General features: G+C 35.7%; 16 protein-coding genes. 8 read left to right on the top strand and 8 right to left on the bottom strand.

The window, feature by feature from the left end; all coding sequences use genetic code 11:
• The 3 genes from ACY65O_RS17440 to ACY65O_RS17430 all read right to left on the bottom strand — a co-directional run.
• A partial coding sequence (locus ACY65O_RS17440) for an efflux RND transporter periplasmic adaptor subunit (protein ID WP_462222140.1) occupies positions 1–682 on the bottom strand: 682 nt, incomplete at its 3' end.
• A 30-nt stretch (positions 683–712) separates the two neighbouring features.
• A complete protein-coding gene (locus ACY65O_RS17435) occupies positions 713–2,113 on the bottom strand; it encodes a TolC family protein (protein WP_462222139.1) in 1,401 nt (466 codons plus the stop codon).
• On the bottom strand, positions 2,094–2,729 hold the full coding sequence (locus tag ACY65O_RS17430) for a TetR/AcrR family transcriptional regulator (protein ID WP_462222138.1): 636 nt from the start codon (positions 2,727–2,729) through the stop codon (positions 2,094–2,096). Before ACY65O_RS17430 ends, ACY65O_RS17435 begins: the two co-directional genes overlap by 20 nt.
• A 181-nt stretch (positions 2,730–2,910) precedes the next feature.
• On the opposite strand from ACY65O_RS17430, the gene ACY65O_RS17425 reads away from it, so the two are divergent.
• From ACY65O_RS17425 to ACY65O_RS17390, 8 genes are all read left to right on the top strand, one after another.
• Positions 2,911–3,522, top strand: coding sequence for a DUF502 domain-containing protein (locus ACY65O_RS17425; protein WP_462222137.1), 612 nt, complete (start codon positions 2,911–2,913; stop codon positions 3,520–3,522).
• A 58-nt stretch (positions 3,523–3,580) separates the two neighbouring features.
• On the top strand, positions 3,581–4,558 hold the full coding sequence (locus ACY65O_RS17420) for a zinc dependent phospholipase C family protein (protein WP_462222136.1): 978 nt from the start codon (positions 3,581–3,583) through the stop codon (positions 4,556–4,558).
• A gap of 136 nt (positions 4,559–4,694) precedes the next feature.
• On the top strand, positions 4,695–5,762 hold the full coding sequence (serC, locus tag ACY65O_RS17415) for a 3-phosphoserine/phosphohydroxythreonine transaminase (protein ID WP_462222135.1): 1,068 nt from the start codon (positions 4,695–4,697) through the stop codon (positions 5,760–5,762).
• 9 nt (positions 5,763–5,771) lie between these two features.
• On the top strand, positions 5,772–6,323 hold the full coding sequence (locus tag ACY65O_RS17410; RefSeq protein ID WP_462222134.1) for a DUF922 domain-containing protein: 552 nt from the start codon (positions 5,772–5,774) through the stop codon (positions 6,321–6,323).
• 52 nt (positions 6,324–6,375) lie between these two features.
• Complete coding sequence (locus ACY65O_RS17405) at positions 6,376–7,617, top strand: DUF1015 domain-containing protein (protein ID WP_462222133.1); 1,242 nt, start codon at positions 6,376–6,378, stop codon at positions 7,615–7,617.
• 48 nt (positions 7,618–7,665) lie between these two features.
• The gene (locus ACY65O_RS17400; protein ID WP_462222132.1) at positions 7,666–8,679 is read left to right on the top strand and encodes a tetratricopeptide repeat protein; all 1,014 of its coding nucleotides are present in this window, start codon (positions 7,666–7,668) and stop codon (positions 8,677–8,679) included.
• A gap of 42 nt (positions 8,680–8,721) precedes the next feature.
• On the top strand, positions 8,722–9,000 hold the full coding sequence (locus ACY65O_RS17395) for a 2TM domain-containing protein (RefSeq protein WP_462222131.1): 279 nt from the start codon (positions 8,722–8,724) through the stop codon (positions 8,998–9,000).
• 79 nt (positions 9,001–9,079) lie between these two features.
• On the top strand, positions 9,080–10,867 hold the full coding sequence (locus ACY65O_RS17390; protein ID WP_462222130.1) for an AMP-dependent synthetase/ligase: 1,788 nt from the start codon (positions 9,080–9,082) through the stop codon (positions 10,865–10,867).
• Positions 10,868–11,061: 194 nt separating this feature from the next.
• On the opposite strand, the gene ACY65O_RS17385 is transcribed toward ACY65O_RS17390, so the two are convergent.
• The 5 genes from ACY65O_RS17385 to ACY65O_RS17365 all read right to left on the bottom strand — a co-directional run bounded on the left by ACY65O_RS17385 (position 11,062) and on the right by ACY65O_RS17365 (position 17,655).
• On the bottom strand, positions 11,062–12,834 hold the full coding sequence (locus ACY65O_RS17385) for a PAS domain-containing sensor histidine kinase (protein WP_462222129.1): 1,773 nt from the start codon (positions 12,832–12,834) through the stop codon (positions 11,062–11,064).
• Between the two features lie 10 nt (positions 12,835–12,844).
• A complete protein-coding gene (locus ACY65O_RS17380; protein WP_462222128.1) occupies positions 12,845–13,213 on the bottom strand; it encodes a response regulator in 369 nt (122 codons plus the stop codon).
• A 149-nt stretch (positions 13,214–13,362) separates the two neighbouring features.
• A complete protein-coding gene (locus ACY65O_RS17375; protein WP_462222127.1) occupies positions 13,363–14,007 on the bottom strand; it encodes a response regulator in 645 nt (214 codons plus the stop codon).
• 27 nt (positions 14,008–14,034) lie between these two features.
• Complete coding sequence (locus ACY65O_RS17370) at positions 14,035–17,319, bottom strand: sensor histidine kinase (RefSeq protein WP_462222126.1); 3,285 nt, start codon at positions 17,317–17,319, stop codon at positions 14,035–14,037.
• 171 nt (positions 17,320–17,490) lie between these two features.
• On the bottom strand, positions 17,491–17,655 hold the full coding sequence (locus ACY65O_RS17365) for a hypothetical protein (protein ID WP_462222125.1): 165 nt from the start codon (positions 17,653–17,655) through the stop codon (positions 17,491–17,493).
• Positions 17,656–17,798 lie beyond the last annotated feature (143 nt).

The following is a 17,798-nucleotide window of genomic DNA, read 5'->3' as shown; positions in this document are numbered from 1 at the left end:
CTACTTTTATATTTACCGCATCTGCAATACCATTAACATCACTATATACATTAGAAGTATTCATTTGCTCCACAGATACCTTCACCTGTTCCCCTGCAGATTTTAATTGATTTTCCAAACTCTCCACATTTGTTTTAGCTGATATTAACTGCACTTCGGTACCAATGCCCTGATCCCAAAGATTTTTTTGGCGCTGATAAATATTTTTAGCGTAGTTCAATTGTGTTTTTATTCCTTCCATTTGCTGGCGTGATGCTACAACCTGTTGCTTTACTATTGCATCATCAAGTTTTAATAATAATTGACCTTTCCTTACAGACTGTCCCTGTTTTACATAAACTGCTTTTACCTGTGCAGGCCCCATACGTGGCGATATGTAAGAAATATTTTCAGCATCCACCCTGCCCTGCAAATCGATAAAGTGTTCAAACTTTTGTGCCGTAACCGCCATTACACTTACCAATTTTATTTTAGCGGCATTGGCTGTGTTGGTATCCAATCGTAAAAGATCGGCCTCCAACTTTTTAATGTCGGCTTCGTTGGTTGCTTTTTCTTTTTTCTCTTTTTCTAATTTGGCTTTAATATCATTTATTGCAGCTTCGCCATCTTTTTTACTGCTGCCGCAGCTTAATAAAATAATAGCTGCTGTAATAATTAATCCAAATGTTTTTATCTGTTTCATATATTAGTTTTGATACTTAATGTTTGTTGTTTATAATTTGCCTGCAGCTTTCAGCCAGTCAATTTTTGCAGTGATGGCATCGTACAAACTGCTGTAGTAATTGGTTTGTGCCACTTTTAATTCTGTTTGTGCATTATATATTTCCTGGTTGCTGCCAAGACCCTGTTCGTATTTTTTTTTGGTTGTGTTATATACATTTTCGGCCAGTGTAACATTTTGTTTTTGATTATCCATGGTTAGCAATGCACTCGTCATTTTTATACGGCTTTGCTCAACATCATAATCAATATTTTGTTTTAACTGTTCAATGTTATTTTGTGTTTTTTGCAGTTCGTACCTGCTTTGCTGGATAAGGGCATTTTTTTTGAACCCGTCAAAAAGCGGTAGAGAAATTTTAACGCCAACTAAAGATGTAGTAAACCATTCATCGTTATTAAAAAAATTAAATTTACTTCGTTGTGCATTTTTACTGTAACTGCCAAATGCTGCAACGGTAGGCAACTTGCTTAATTTATAACGGCGGATATTATAAGTCCCCAATTTTTCGGCTACACTTAACAACTGAAATTCTTTCCTGTCTTTGTAATCATAAGCTCCGTTAAGAATATTGTCTTTTAATTCTGCTTCGCTTAATGTATCCACTAAAACCAACTCTTCTTTTTGAGGCATGCCTAAAAGAAACTTTAAACCACTATTGCCTGCTGTTATAGAATTTACAATCTTTTCTTTTTCTGTTTTAATATTATTTAGCTGCACCATCACTTTATCCACATCTAATTTTTCGGCAAATCCATTTTTATAAATTTCTTTGGTGTCATTAAGCAGCTTGTCAAACCTTTCTATGTTGGCATCTAATGAGGCCAGTTGACTTTTACCCACTACCAGCTGGTAATAAATTTTCATCACGTTGGCTTTTATCTGCTCTTGTGTAACTTCTGTTATTTTTTTATAATAATCCAATACAACGCCTCTTGCCATTAAGCCCACAAAAACCTGCCCGTCAAAAAGTAACTGGCTTACATCCACGCCTGCATTTGCAACCCATGGCACACCAAACTGTGCCTGTATATTACCAAAACCGCCGGCAGGAAAAGTAATAGTGTTACCTGCGCCGTTTTTTACTGCTTCGTCTACCAATACCTGGTAAGTTGCCGGGCTAATAAAGTTGGGTAAAGATTGAACTGCAATATTTGGATAATGAGTAAACCCTGTACTTGCATTTACCTGCGGATATGCTGCCGCTGTTATTTGCCTGTTTACCTGCTCCTGTACCTTCACATCCAGTAAAGCATTTTTAACCTGGGTTGCATTCTTCATGGCGTAGTCTACCGCCTGTTTTACGCTAAATTCATTTTTCTGCTGTGCATTTGCACCGGCAGATAATAATACCAAACTTATTACAGCAGTACTATTAAGCCAAAATTTTTTCATTAGTGTTCGTATTTTTTGTTCTGTCTTGTTGATATTTTGTAATTAACTTATGCCCTTTTATTGTAGCCAAACTAAATAAAAAATGGATGGTTAATGTGGTTTGCACCGTTACCATATTGTATTTGGTTTTAGGAAATATCAGTTGGTTAAACGGCAGCATTATAGTTTCAAGTCTTGCTTTAATTAATATATCTATATTAATGTCATTGCGGTATAATTCATCTGTAATTCCCCATTCCAGATTTTCTTTCAATACTTTAAACAGAAAAGTGTATTTATGCTGCTTAAATTTTTCAAAGGATTTGGGATAATATTTTTCCAGTTCAAACAAAATACCAGGGTTCATGTTTTGAAACATTTCCTGCATCATATCCATTGCTAAAAAAACTTCATGAATGGCATCTTTGGCAGATGATTTGTCCTTCATGCAGCAATCCTGGTTGTGGTTTATGATGTCCACCATTACCGCATCCACCAGTTCATCCTTATCGGCGTAATAGTGGTAAATTGTTTTTTTAGAAGCCCCCATTTGTACAGCAATTTCATCCATAGTAACGGATCTTACGCCAAATTGCATAAACAGGTCGTGTGCTTTTTGTTTAATTCTGTCTTTCACTTTTCTTTTTATTAAATCAAGAGCAAAACTATGGAAACTTTTTTAGTTGCCAAAGTTTCCATCAGTTTTTTTTGCCATTCGTAACAATTTTTTTAATGTTGGCGGCTATTAATACGGTAAACATGGCATTTAAAAAATGGCCATTCATTCAATTATCTTTGATAGATAAAACACATACAAAATGAAAAAGCGTTTTAATTACCGCAAGTTTTTACAGTATTTTTTACAGGGTTTATTAATACTGGCACCAATTGCCATTACGGCTTATGCTATTTTTTGGGTAGTTACTTCAATAGATAATTTATTACCCATTTTTACTTACAAAGATGTACAGGGCAATGTAAAAGTGCAAAATTATGGCATTGGTTTTTTAATAATAATAGCTGCACTTGTAATAATTGGATATTTCAGTTCTTTTTTTATTACTGGCCGTGTGGTAAGTTTTGTAGACAGGATATTGGAGAAAACACCTGGCATAAAATATGTTTACTCTACCACCCGTGATTTTTTTGAAGCTTTTGCAGGAGATAAAAAAAAGTTTACCAAAAATGTTTTAGCCAATGTAGATGATAACGATGTATGGCGTTTTGGATTTATTACAAGAGAGGATATGGAAGAGTTTGGTTTAAAAGATTATGTTACAGTTTATATCCCGATGGCTTATTCGGTTGCCGGTAATGTTTATGTAATTCCTAAAACAAGGGTAAAAACCATTACAAATATTAGTGCCGCACAAACTATGAAGTTTGCAGTGAGTGGCGGAATTACTGATGTGGATGAAGGTAGTGTGTAAGGAATTGGGAATTTGGAATTAAGGAAATGCAGTAAATTTAAAATATCAATCGAACAAGATGAAAATATTTTTTCGTTGCCTTTTGCTTATTTGCCTTTTGCTTATTGCCTGTTTGCATTCTTTTTGCTGGGGCTTTTATGCTCATCAAAAAATAAATTACTACGCCGTTTTTTTATTACCTCCGGAGATGATGGTGTTATACAAACCCAATATTATTTTTTTAAGTGAACATGCTGTTGACCCTGATAAAAGAAGATATGCAGTACCAGAAGAAGGCCCAAGACATTATATTGATATTGATCATTACGGCAAATACCCTTACGACAGTTTACCCCGTAAATGGAATGATGCAGTTGCAAAATTTGGTGAAGACTCACTGAATAAATTTGGTATTGTTCCCTGGCATATACAAACTATGCTTGCAAGGCTAACTGCTGCATTTAAAGAAAAAAAATTTAGTAAAATAATGAAGACCAGTGCAGAAATTGGCCATTACATTGGCGATGCACATGTACCCTTACACGCCAACAGCAACCACAACGGGCAATACACCAACCAGCGTGGCATACATGGTTTTTGGGAAAGCCGTGTACCTGAATTGCTGGCAGAAAAAGAATTTGATTTTTTTATTGGCAAAGCCGAATATATAAAAAATGCCGGCGATTTTATTTGGAAACGTATTTTAGAAAGTGCCAAGGGCAGCGACAGTGTATTAAATTTTGAACGTGACCTGAGCAAACAATTTAGTGATGATAAAAAATATTCTTTTGAAGAAAGAAATGGAAAAACGGTAAGGCAATACTCCGCTGCATTTACAATTGCTTTTAATAAAAAATTAGATGGCATGATAGAAAGAAGGATGCGTCAATCAATTTTTTGCATAGCAAGTTTTTGGTACACCGCATGGGTAAATGCCGGCCAGCCCGATTTAAAAAATTTGGTTAATCAAAAATTTAGTGAGCAGGATGTAAAAGAATTTGAAGAGTTGAATATAAGATGGAAAGCTGGGGGCAAAATGATTGGAAAGGAAGAGTAGCCCTGTTCCTAAAGATAAAATGGAGAATATTTATGGGGGATTAAGTACATTTTATTAATATTTCAAATTTATCTTCTTTTCAGTTTTGTTATTTTTGCAACTCACAATTATCTGATCAATAAATATAAGAATACAAGTGGTACACAATTTTAACGCAGGCCCGTCTATTTTACCAAAAACAGTTTTTGAAGAAGCTTCTCAGGCAATATTAGATTATAACGATACCGGTTTATCCATTTTAGAATTAGGTCATCGCACCCCCACATTTCAGGCAGTAATGGATGAGGCAAGGGCTTTGCTTGCAGCATTAATGCAGTTAGATAACGACCATGAAGTATTGTTTTTGCATGGTGGTGCCAGTACACAATTTATGCAGGTGCCTATGAATTTGCTGGACGACAAAGAAACCGCCGCATATTCCGATACCGGCGTATGGAGCAGCAAAGCCATTAAAGAAGCCAAACTTTTTGGTAAGGCAGAAATTGTTTGCAGCGGTAAAGAAAATAATTATACCAGCATACCAAAAGATTTTGCCGTACCTAACGATGCAAAGTATTTTCACATTACAACTAATAATACCATTTACGGCAGCCAGTGGCAAAAAATACCCAATACCAGTAATGTTTTAGTGGCCGATATGAGCAGCGATATTTTAAGCCGCACCATGGATTTTAACAGCTTTGGATTAATTTATGCCGGTGCACAAAAAAATATTGGAGCCGCAGGTGTAAATGTAGTGGTGATAAATAAAAATATTTTAGGCAAAGTAAAACGTGCTATCCCCACCATAATGGATTACCGCAACCATATTAAAGAAAGCAGTATGTTAAATACCCCGCCAGTGTTTGCAGTGTATGTTTGCATGCTTACTTTACGCTGGCTAAAAGCACAGGGTGGCGTGGCCGCAATTGAAAAAATTAATGATGCTAAAGCTGCCATGCTGTACAACGAAATTGATAACAACCCATTATTTAAAGGAACTATTGCCCACGACGACAGAAGTAAAATGAATGTTTGCTTTGTTATGCATAACCCTGCATTGGAAGAATCTTTTTTAAGCTTTGCAAAACAAAATGGCATTGTGGGTATTAAAGGCCATCGTTTATCCGGTGGCTTCAGGGCATCTTTATATAATGCATTACCATTAAGCAGTGTAGAAGTTTTGGTGCAGATAATGAAAGATTTTACAGCAAAAAATGGATAATATTTATTTATGAAAAAAATTATTTGTTTGCTTTTTGCTGTTGCTTTTTTTGAAAATATATTTTGCCAGGATGTAATTATTAATGGCAGCAACAAATACCGTTTACTTACCTGGGATGATTTTAGCGGCAAGCCCGATAAAAATTCTCGCTACCAGGCCAACACGTACTGGGGATTAAACTACAGTTTTAAAGGGGTTGATTTTATTGGTGATACTATAAAACTTAAAGGATTTTCGGCAACACTTATGTTTAATGAAAATAAGTCGTGGGTAAAAGAAGGGACGCAAACCCCCGGTTTATTAAAACATGAACAGGGCCATTTTGACATTGGCTTAATTTGCCAAAAAGAATTTATTAACGCCATTAACAATGCCGTCTTTTTTAAAGCTGGTTTAAACGAAAAGGTACAATCAATTTTTACAGGCATCATGAAAAAATATCATGAAATGCAGGTAAAATATGATGAAGAAACCGACCACAGTAAAAACCGGCAAAACCAGGAGAAATGGAATGAGATTATTGCTAAAACATTGCAGCAAAACCAACAAACAGCATTTTAAACTCATCAACGATAAATACACTAATTTTACTCTTCCCTAACAGTTAATAATAATGATAACAATAGCGCCATTTAAAGCTTTGAGGCCCGAAGCACAATTTGCAAAGCAGGTAGCCAGCCGCCCTTACGATGTATTAAACAGTAAAGAAGCAAAGATAGAAGCACAGGGTAACCCGGCCAGTTTTTTACACATCACCAAAAGCGAAATTGATTTGCCCGAAGATGTGGATATTCATGCTCAAAAAGTTTATGACACCGCAAAGCAAAATTTAGATGCCTTTACCAGCCGCAATATTTTATTCAGAGAAAGTAAACCCTGCTATTATATTTACCAGCTCATTATGAATGGTAAAAGCCAAACCGGTTTGGTTTGCGGCAGCAGTGTAGATGATTATGAAAACGACTTAATAAAAAAACACGAATTTACCCGGCCCGAAAAAGAGCAGGACAGGATTAATCATATTAAAACTACAGGCGCACAAACAGGCAATGTTTTTTTAGCGTATAAAAATGTTGATGTAATTGATACATTAATAAGCGACTGGAAAAATGATCGCAGCCCGGTATATGATTTTATTGCAGATGATAATATACAACACAGCATCTGGACGATTAATGATGCCAATACTATTACCCGTGTTACCGAATTATTTAAAACAGAAGTGCCGGTAAGTTATATTGCCGACGGGCATCACCGTGCTGCTTCGGCGGCCAAAGTGCGAAAGGCTTTAGGCCATACTGCAATGGAAGGTGCCGATTATTTTTTAACTACTTTGTTTCCCTCCAATCAGCTGCACATTATGGATTATAACCGTGTGGTAAAAGATTTAAATGGTTTAACAGAAGAAGAATTTTTACAAAAAATAAAAGTAAATTTCTCTGCAGAAAAAATAAATGAAGCACTGGCACCTGCACAACTGCATGAGTTTGGTATGTATTTAAATAATCAATGGTATAAATTAACAGCAAAAGAAAACACATACACTCAGGATCCTATTGGTATTTTAGATATCAGCATATTGAGCAATAATATACTCGACCCCATTTTAAATATTAAAGACCAGCGTACCGATAAACGAATTGATTTTGTTGGCGGCATACGTGGATTAAACGAACTGGAAAAAAGAGTAAACAGCGGCGAAATGGGTGTGGCATTCAGTTTGCACCCTGTAACCATTCAGCAGTTGTTTGATATTGCAGACAGTGGCAATGTAATGCCGCCAAAAAGCACCTGGTTTGAACCTAAATTAAGAGATGGGTTGCTTACACATTTAATTGATGGTGCAGAAGCCTGATTTATTCATTAACTTTTTGTGTATTTATTTTAGCCATAACTTTAATAAATGATGAAGAACCTTTTTGTTTCTATTGTAATTTTATTTGTTGCATTTACAGCCACAGCACAGGATGCCGTACAGCTGCACCAAACTGCCCGGGAGTTTATGCGCCAGGGAGATTATGCTAATGCCATTTTAGTTTTAAACAGGGCTGTAAAGCTGGATGAAAAAAATATTGAAATTGCAAAAGACCTCGGCCTCAATTATTATTTTGCCAAAGAGTATAATAAAGCGCTGGAAATTTACAAGCCTATTTTAGAGAGGCCCGACGCTGATGACCAGTGTTTTCAAATTGCCGGTGATATTTACCTGGCATTAGATAATCCTAAAGAATGTGAAAAAGTTTACCGCAGGGGATTAAAGCAATTTCCTAACAGTGGCGCTTTATATAATGAGCTAGGTGAATTGCTGTGGGCACAAAAAGATTACAGTGCCATTAAGCAATGGGAAAAAGGAATTGAAACCGACCCCGGCTTTTCAAAAAATTATTACAACGCCTGCAAACATTATTATTTTACTACCGATAAAACATGGGGCATTTTGTATGGCGAAATATTTTTAAACATCGAGCCTTCAAGCCCTGCTGCTCCTGAAATAAAAAATATTTTATTAGAGAGTTATAAAAAATTATTTGCTGATGCTGATCTTGAAAAAAATAATACCGAAAAAAATAGTTTTGTTCAGGCTTTTTTACAAACGATGAATAAGCAGAGTGCCCTGGCATCAAGCGGTATTAATACTGCATCACTTACCATGATAAGAACCCGTTTTATATTAGACTGGTTTAATGATTTTGGAAATAAATTCCCTTTTAAACTTTTTGAATTGCAACGCCAGCTTTTGCAGGAAGGTATGTTTGAAGCTTACAACCAATGGATATTTACCGCAGCACAAAATTTACCGGCCTATCAAAACTGGATCACTATTAATGCCGCAGAATATAACGAACTCAACCGTTTTCAAAAAGGAAGGATATTTAAAATCCCCGCCGGGCAGTTCTATCATAAAACACCACAGTGATTTAATATTTTTTTTCATTATCTTGTTTCAAAATATTTTTTTATGGAAGAACAAAAAGATGAAAAACTCTGGAAGCTTGCCAAACAAAGAGCCGGTTTTCAGGATAGTCTTATAAGCTTTGTGGTTATTTCTGTTATTTGCTGGGCAGTGTGGTTTTTTACACAGGGCAGGCATGGATTTAACCGGGGAACACCCTGGCCACTTTGGGTAATGTTTGGTTTAGGTATTGCCTTAGTTTTAAAATTTATTAAAGCATACAAAACAGATAACGATACTATGGCAGAAAGAGAATATGAGAAATTGAAAAATCAGGGTAAATAAAATTTACTGCCCCGTTATTTTTATTATACTGCCCCAATAAAAAAATTGCTTCAGGACTTTTAAGGTTAAATGATTGCTTATGAATGATAACTCCAGGATATTTGATTCCATTACTTACCAGTTAAACAGGTTTCCAAAAAACGACATGTTTGCCGCCAAACAAAATGGTGCATGGAAAACGTACAGTACCGGTGAAGTACAAAATTTGGTAAACAAATTAAGCGCCGGGCTTTTGCAACTGGGTGTAAGCGGCAATGATATGACGATAGAAAACCAGGATAAAATTGCACTGGTTTCAAAAAACAGGCCCGAGTGGTTAATGCTCGATCTGGCCTGCCAGCAAATTGGTGCAGCACTTTGCCCAATTTATCCTACCACAAATATTAACGAGCTGGAGTTTATTTTTAACGATGCTTCAGTAAAATATGTTTTCATCAGCGGTCAGGATATTTTGGATAAAGTAAATAATATCCGTGATCGTGTTCCCACTCTTAAAAATATTTACAGTTTTGATGAATTGCCCGGTGTTGATTACTGGACAAAAATTACCGACGTAGTAACTGCCGAAAATTTAGTAAAATTAGAAGATGTAAAAGCAGGTATTTTACCAGAGCATTGCGCTACTATTATTTACACTTCGGGCACTACAGGCACACCCAAAGGTGTAATGCTCAGCCACAAAAATATTGTAACCAATGTTATTCATGCAAAAAATACTTTCCCTTTTGAAGACAACCCCACTGCGAAAGCATTAAGTTTTTTACCGCTCAATCATATTTTTGAGCGTATGGTTTCTTATATCTACATCACCAGCGGTATTTCTATTTATTATGCCGAAAGTTTAGAAACCATTGCCGAAAATTTAAGAGAAGTAAAACCTAATTTATTTACCACTGTACCAAGGTTGTTGGAAAAAGTGTATGAAAAAATTATGGAGAAAGGTGCTGCATTGACCGGTGTAAAAAGAAAATTGTTTGACTGGGCAGTAGATTTAGGCAGTAAATATGATAATTTAAAAAGTGGCGGCGCATGGTATAATATGCAATTGGCCATGGCCAATAAAATTATTTTTAATAAATGGAGAGAAGGTTTAGGCGGTAATATTGAATGTATTATTACCGGTGGTGCTGCATGCCAGGTAAGATTATTAAGGGTTTTTAATGCAGCGCAAATTCCTATTTACGAAGGCTATGGCCCTACAGAAAACAGCCCGGTAATAAGTGTAAACTGCCGAAGAAAAGGCGGAACAAAATTTGGCACGGTTGGTTTAGTAATAGAAGGACAGGAAGTAAAGTTAGAAGCCGATGGAGAAATTTGTGTTAAAGGCCCCAGTGTAATGATGGGTTATTACAAACGCCCCGACTTAACTGCCGAAACAATTATTGATGGCTGGCTGCATACGGGTGATATTGGTGTTTTTGAAGAGAGTAAATATTTAAAAATTACCGACCGCAAAAAAGAATTGTTTAAAACAAGTGGTGGTAAATATGTAGCACCACAGCCTATTGAAAATAAAATGAAAGAAAGTCCTTTTGTGGAGCAGATGATGATTGTGGGTGCCGAACAAAAATTTGTGGGTGCATTAATTGTACCCTCTGTACCTAATTTAAAAGAATGGATGCAGCACAAAGGCATAATATTCACCACCTTTGAAGATGCTGTTAATCATCCAAAAGTATTAGACCTTTACAGAGAATTAATTGACTCTTTCAATAAATTTTTTAATCATGTAGAACAAATTAAAAAATTTGAATTGCTGCCACATGAATGGACTATCGACAGCGGCGAATTAACCCCAACATTAAAGCTGAAAAGAAAAGTGATTATGGAAAAGTATAAAGGGGCATTTGAGCGAATTTATAATTAACCCGGCGTAATAATCAGCAGTGCATATGCCCCGCTAATTAATTACAACCGGAATTAATTAAACTGCCTGAACGGTTTTTCGTGGATTTGAGTTTAAAAAAAAATGATTTTTCAAGGTTTATATTTTTTATAATTTCGATTCTGATTAAATTACTTTTATGCTGTACACCGTCTTAAATGCACAAGCTTTTTCAGTTAAATCAGGGGTATTTTAATTTGCAGTTCGCAACCTTTTCCTTTAGAACTTTTCAGAACAGCCTTTCCATTAAAAGATTCCACCCTGTTTATTATGTTGGAAATTCCAATACCCTTTCTCTTTTTACAAACATCAAATCCATTGCCATCATCTGTTACAGCTATATTAATAATGTTGTTACCTTCTTCTATTAAAATTTCAATATTGCCTGCTTCGGCATGTTTTATAATATTGTTTGTCTGTTCCTGTATAATGCGGTAAATATTTAATTTTAAATCATCATCACTAAAATCATTTATTACATTATAAGTAAAAAGAGTTTTTATAGTGCTAGTTTTATCCAGGGCCTCAAGAAGTGACTGAACTAATTCTTTTAAATCTATATTTTGTATTGGGGTAACAGCTTTACTTGTTAATAACCTGATTTCCTTCATAGTATCCTCGATCAACCTTATTGGGTATTGGACCAGCTCTTTCAATTCTTTATTATTATTACCAGCTGCAGAAAGGTATAATTTTGTCCCAGCCAGCATTTGGTTAATATTATCATGCAGCTCTTCGCCTATATGCCTTCTCTCTTTTTCTTCGGCTTTTATAATTGCCCTGGTAATTTTTTTCTGTTCCTGTATTTTCTGATCCATTAACTCCTGCTTCATTTGCTCTAAATCCTTCTCTGCTTTTTTGCGCTCTTTAATATCAATACCCACACCAATCAGCTCTACTTTTCCATCATTTTCTATCTTATATCCTGTTAAATAATAAGGAATTTTTTTTGAGTCTTTTGTCAAGAATGAAGCTTCCACATAAACTACTCCTTCTTTAAATATTTTCGTTATTTTTTCTGTTATTGATCCTTTTTCATCATCATCAAAAAAATCGAGTGGGTGCATCCCAGCAATTTCGTCAGCATTGTAGCCGGTAACAGTTTCTAAATTTTTGTTCCAGCGCAGGAATTTTAAATTCTCATTTAACAGGTAAAATACACCTGGCAAACTGTTAATGATAGAATTGGAAAGTTCTTTTTCTTTTTTGATTGCTTCCTCTGCTTTTTTACGTTCTGTAATGTCCCGGGCAAAAGCTATCGCTTTTCCATCTGCAAGTATTTTTACGGTTACTTCTGTTTCTATAAGCGTCCCGTCTTTTCTTTTTAAATATCTGTAAAGGGTTTTAGTATGCCCTGCAAGTATTGCTGTATAATTTGCCTGGTTAACAATAATATCACCTACAAGAATGTCATTGAGTTTCAGTGTGGCATATTCTTGCTGTGAATAACCCAATAAAGTATAACAGCTTTTATTAAACTCATGAATAGTTCCATCAAATGAATAAATAAGTATAGCATCGCTTGCCTGCTCAATTAATGTTTTATATTTTTCTTCGCCCTGTTTTTGTATATCTTCTTTTTGTGTAACCTCCTTTAGTATGTTAACCGCCCCGGTTAACCGCCCCTCTGCATTAAACAAGGGAGTGGTGTAAGGATTAACATGCCTGACGCTTCCATCGGGCCGCTGTATTACTATTTCAGTTCCGTAAACAGTCCTGCTTTCTTTTACTGCAATAGCCATCGGGTATTTATCAAATGGCAAATGGGCCCCCTTTGCATTAAATATTTTCCATGAGCCACACCATAAATCCTTACCTTCAACAGGCACCCTGCCCCATAAATTAACTGCTGCTTTATTATATAATTTAATAACCCCGGTTTCATCACAGGTATATATTGCTTCGGGTAAATTTTGAATTAGATCTCTGTAGTGCTTTTCGTTTTCCATCAGTTTATTCTCATTTTTTATACGCAGTAATATTATTAATTACAGAAGGTAGTTTTTCAAAATCGTGGTATTTATCAAAAAAGAGTTCCGCACCTAGCAATTTGTATTTCTCCTCCAGATAATGATCAATACTATAAGTTAACATAATAACAGTTGTTTTTATACCTGCTGCATTAATCTCATTTAATAAATTCAACGCCGTATTGCCTGGCAAACCACTATCTAACAATACCACATCAATCTTAATTTTCTTTAAAAACCTTAGGGCATCTTTATAAGAAACAGCACCATACACGGCTGTAGCTTTTGTTGCTTCTGAAAGTATATGCTGTAACCTTTCAATTATCAGTACAGAGCTATCAACAACCAGAACAACCATTTTTATTGTTTTATTTCTTACTGCAAAGAACCTGCAATGCCAAATAATATTAAATAGCAGCAGCAACCTTATTTTAGTAGAAGTAGCAGAGAACGCTCTGTAGTAGTTATACTATACGTGATGGCAAAGGATAAAGTTGTATAAGTATTTTATAAAGTTATATCAGAAATAATGTGGTGGGCAATGGCATACCGGGTAAGCTGGGGATTGGTAGATAAGTTGAGCTTTTCCATAATTCGGGCACGATGTGTACTGACGGTTGTTACAGCTAATGAAAGCTCTCTTGCAATTTGGGATACCGTTTTTCCCAGAGCCAATAATTTAAAAATTTCAAATTCTCTGTTGCTCAGTAATTCATGTGGGTTTTTCCCAGTATCCGGCCCGGATAATAATTTTTCTGCAATATCCGGTGTAATATATTTTTTCCCTAAAGTAATACGTTGTATTGCAGTTATTAATTCGTCGGGGGCAGAATTTTTATTAAGATAGCCAGAAGCACCGGCCTTAAGCACCCTCAGTGCATATAATTCATCTGTATAAATACTAAGAATTAAAACTGGCAAACCAGGTTTTATCAACTTAATTTGTTCTAATGCTTCTACGCCGTTGCGGCCTGGCATATCAAGGTCTGATATTACCAGATCCCAATCCTGTAACATAACTTCTTTAATGAGTGATTCGCCATCGCTTACTTCTTTTATTGCTGCATCCGGATATTCATCTTTCAATATCTGCATAAGCCCCAAACGTATAAAGCTATGGTCATCGGCTAAAATAATTCGCTTAATTTTCATATACATGCAAGTTTAATTTTTTAAACTTCAAAAAGGAATATGGATAATAATTTTTGTTCCTTTTCCGGGTACAGCAACTAAATTAAATTTTCCATTGAGCGAAAGTACCCTTTCCCTCATACCTAAAATACCGAACGATTTTTTGGTTTTTACAGCCTCTGCATCAAAACTTTTTCCGTCATCCTCAATATCAACTGTAATAGTATTATCAGCAATAGATAATGAAGTAACCACTTTTTTTGCATTGGCATACCGGGTAATATTAGTGAACGCCTCCTGATAAACCCTGAAAATGCAGGTAGTAATTTCTTCTGTTATTTTTATTGCTGTTTCATTGGCAGTAAACTCGACAGGAATACCTGTGCTGAGAGTAAACTGCCTGTTCAACCATTCCAATGCTTCTAATAATCCATTGTTATCTAAAATACCTGGCCTCAGTTCGCTCAATATCCTTCTTATAGATTGATTGCTCCCGTCTAACAGTGTTATTACATTTTTTAATTTGATTTTAATGTCTGCGTTTCCATGCGGCATTTTTTTATTAACCCATGCAACGTCCATTTTTATGGCAGTAAGTTGCTGCCCCAATTCATCATGAATTTCACGGCCAATTCTTTTACGCTCTTCTTCACGTATCTTTTGAAGATGGGTTGTAAGCTGCCGCAATTTTTCAGAAGTTTGTTTAATCTCCTCTTGTGCTTTCACCCTTTCCGAAAAATCAATACCCACTCCTATAAGACAGGGCTTATCCTCATAAGCTATAGCAATGCCCGTAAAGTAATATGGGATTTTTTGTTTTGTTTTAAGCAGAAAATCAGCCAGCACATTATCGGCTCCTGAAATAAAGACATTGTTGATTTTTTGACTGACTAATTCCTTTTCGCTACCATCAAAAAAATCTAACGGGTGCATTTTGCTTATTTCTTCATTAGTATAACCCGAAACTGTTTCAAAATTTTTATTCCATCTTAAAAATTTACCTTCTTCGTTATACAAATAAAAAATGCCCGGCAAACTGTTGATGATAGAATCGGAAAGGTTTTTTTCTTTAATGACTTCGTTTTGGGTTTTTATGCGCTCGGAGATATCCCTTAAAAAAGTAAGCAACCTGCCATCAGAAAGCAGCTTTGCCGTAATCTCTACATTAAGTATTACACCATCTTTCCTTTTCATTACTCTTTCCGTAATTACTGTTTTGCCCTGTTTCAATTCATCAAAATGAAAAGGTTCTCTTTGAATATCTTCAATTATTGCAAAATCGTAAATGGACATCTGTAATAATTCCTCTGCTGAACATTGCGATAATTTACAGGCACTCGTGTTTACTGTAATAAAACGGCCTGCAGCATTGGCTATAAAAATGGCATCGGATGCCTGCTCAACCAGTGTACGATATTTTTCTTCGCTATCTTTTACTGACTGCTCTGCTTTTTTACGTTCGCTGATATCTTCATAGTATAATGTCAACCCATCCTTTGAAGGATAAACTTTCATATTTACCCAAATATTGTAAGGTGCATAGTAGCTTTCAAATTCCACTGCAACCTGTGTTTGCATTGCCTCCTTAAATTTTCCCCCAAATAAAGATGCCCCAAGTTCGGGATGTACATCCCATATTAATTTACCCATGGTTTCATCCTTGCTCATAGGATGTGTAGTGAGTGCTGCGTCATTCAGGAAAGTGTACTGCCATTCGCTGTCAACTGATATTACGCTGTCGGTTATACGGTTAAGGGCTGTATCCATTTCTTTATAAATCTTTGTTATTTCCTCAACTGCTTTTTTGCGTTCGGTAATATCAGTCATTATTCCATCCCATATCACTCTTCCATCAACCAGCCTACGGGGTATGGAGCGGATATGCAGCCAACCTTGCTCTCCCAATAAATTGTTGTACCTGACTTCAACATTAAATACCGACATATTCCGGAAAGAAACTTCTTCTGCCGCTGCAATTACCCGCCTGTCGTCTTCCCAGATAATGTGATACAATAATGCATGATTTTGGATTACTTCCTCAGGCGTTTTGCAGGCAAAAAATTCTACAGTTTTACTTAAATAAGTGAAGTTCATTGTACCATCCGCCTCACGAAGTACCTGGTACATCATGGTATCAGGTAAATTGTTGCTGAGTGTTTGCAGCTGGGTAGATTTTTCTTTTATTCCTTCTTCGGCTTTTTTACGTTCGCTGATATCAATACCTGTTCCCAGTATGGCTGGTTTTCCCTGGTACTCTATACCAACACCGGTAAAATAGAAAGGGATTTTTTGTCCGGATTTTGTTAGCAGCTGCACTTCCAGATCAGCCAAACCATCACTGTAAGTTTTTTTTAATGCCTGCCGAAATGCTGAATGATCTTCTTTATCAAATAAATTACCCGGCAAAATTTTTTCTAATTCTTCGCTTGTATATCCTGAAATTTTTTCTAAAGCCTTATTCCATCGCAGCAGCCTTGGTGTTTGATCGGAAAGATAAAATATACCGGGCAGGCTGTTGATAATCTTATCAGATAATTCTTTTTCTTTTTTAATTTCTTCTTCCGCTTTTTTGCGTTCGGTAATATCGTTTGTAATACCAAATATTTGTTTGGGTGTGCCATCGGGCTTTCGCAAAAAAATTGACTCTTTGCAATTCAGCCAGTGCCAATCCCCTTTTTTATCCCTCATCCTGTATTCATGTATAATGCTCTCTTTATCTATGGCAGTTGCATATCTTGGATAAGTGTTAGCAAGATAGTAATCAAAATCTTCAGGGTGCATCAACATTGGTATCACCTTATCCCCCATTTGTTTGATATCATCATCAGTATATCCAAGATTTATTTGTATCCCATCATTTACATAAATATTTTTTCTTTCCTCAATATCGTAGATGTAAATAATATCCGGCGATGCATTTATGATACTTTCAATAAAATTATTTTTTTCTTTTAGTCTTTCTGCTGCTTTCTTCTTTTCTGTTATATCCCTGAAGAAAATAGATAAACCATCAGGCGATGGATAAATATGATTTTCGAACCAAAGATCATAGGGTGCATAATTTTCTTCCACGTAAATGTATTGCTGTTCTGCCATTGCCTTGTAATAGGCTTTATAAAAAGGCTGGTCAATGCCTTCGGGAAATTCGGTCCAGATATGTTTACCAATAATATCCACAGGGTTACGGCCAAAAATTTCGCCGGCTTTTCTATTCATGTAAGTATAACACCAGTTTTCATCCAGGCCCACAAAAGCATCGGTTATCCGTTCCAATGTTTCTTCAGGAATATTCTTTAATTTTTTAGGTCCATCGCCTGTAAGACCGAACTTCATAAAAAATTATTTGTTTAAAAAATATAGTGGTGTTGGTAGCTGCAGGTTCGTATAAATATAACACATAGCCGCCTTTGTGTAAGTTAATAAAAAAAATTATATGAATGAGAAAGAAATTGAAGTTACTTTAAAGGTCTATGTCAGAAATGATAAGATGTGATATAACAGCTCTTATAAAGTTAGAATTAGTGGATAAATTAAGTTTTTCCATAACCCTGCTCTCTTAATTTCCAATGTGGCTAGTGCTAAAAAAAGGGAGCCGGTTTCATTATTATCAATGGCATACGAAAGTAATTTTTCGGAAATAATTAAAACTTCCTGGGTATGCTCCACCATTTTAGCAGTACGGTTTACCTGTTGTGATTGAGATATGGAAACGGCTATTATAATTACAATAGCAAGCAGGAGCAGTGCTATGCCTGATATTAAAAATTTTTAAGTCCGTAGTTTGAACTTCATTTCAAGCTGTTTTTTTTAAT

Source organism: Ferruginibacter sp., assembly GCF_031430955.1.
Classification (GTDB): Bacteria; Bacteroidota; Bacteroidia; order Chitinophagales; family Chitinophagaceae; genus Ferruginibacter.
The sequence above is the reverse complement of the archived record's forward strand: the minus strand, read 5'-3'. Positions and strand labels throughout refer to the sequence as shown.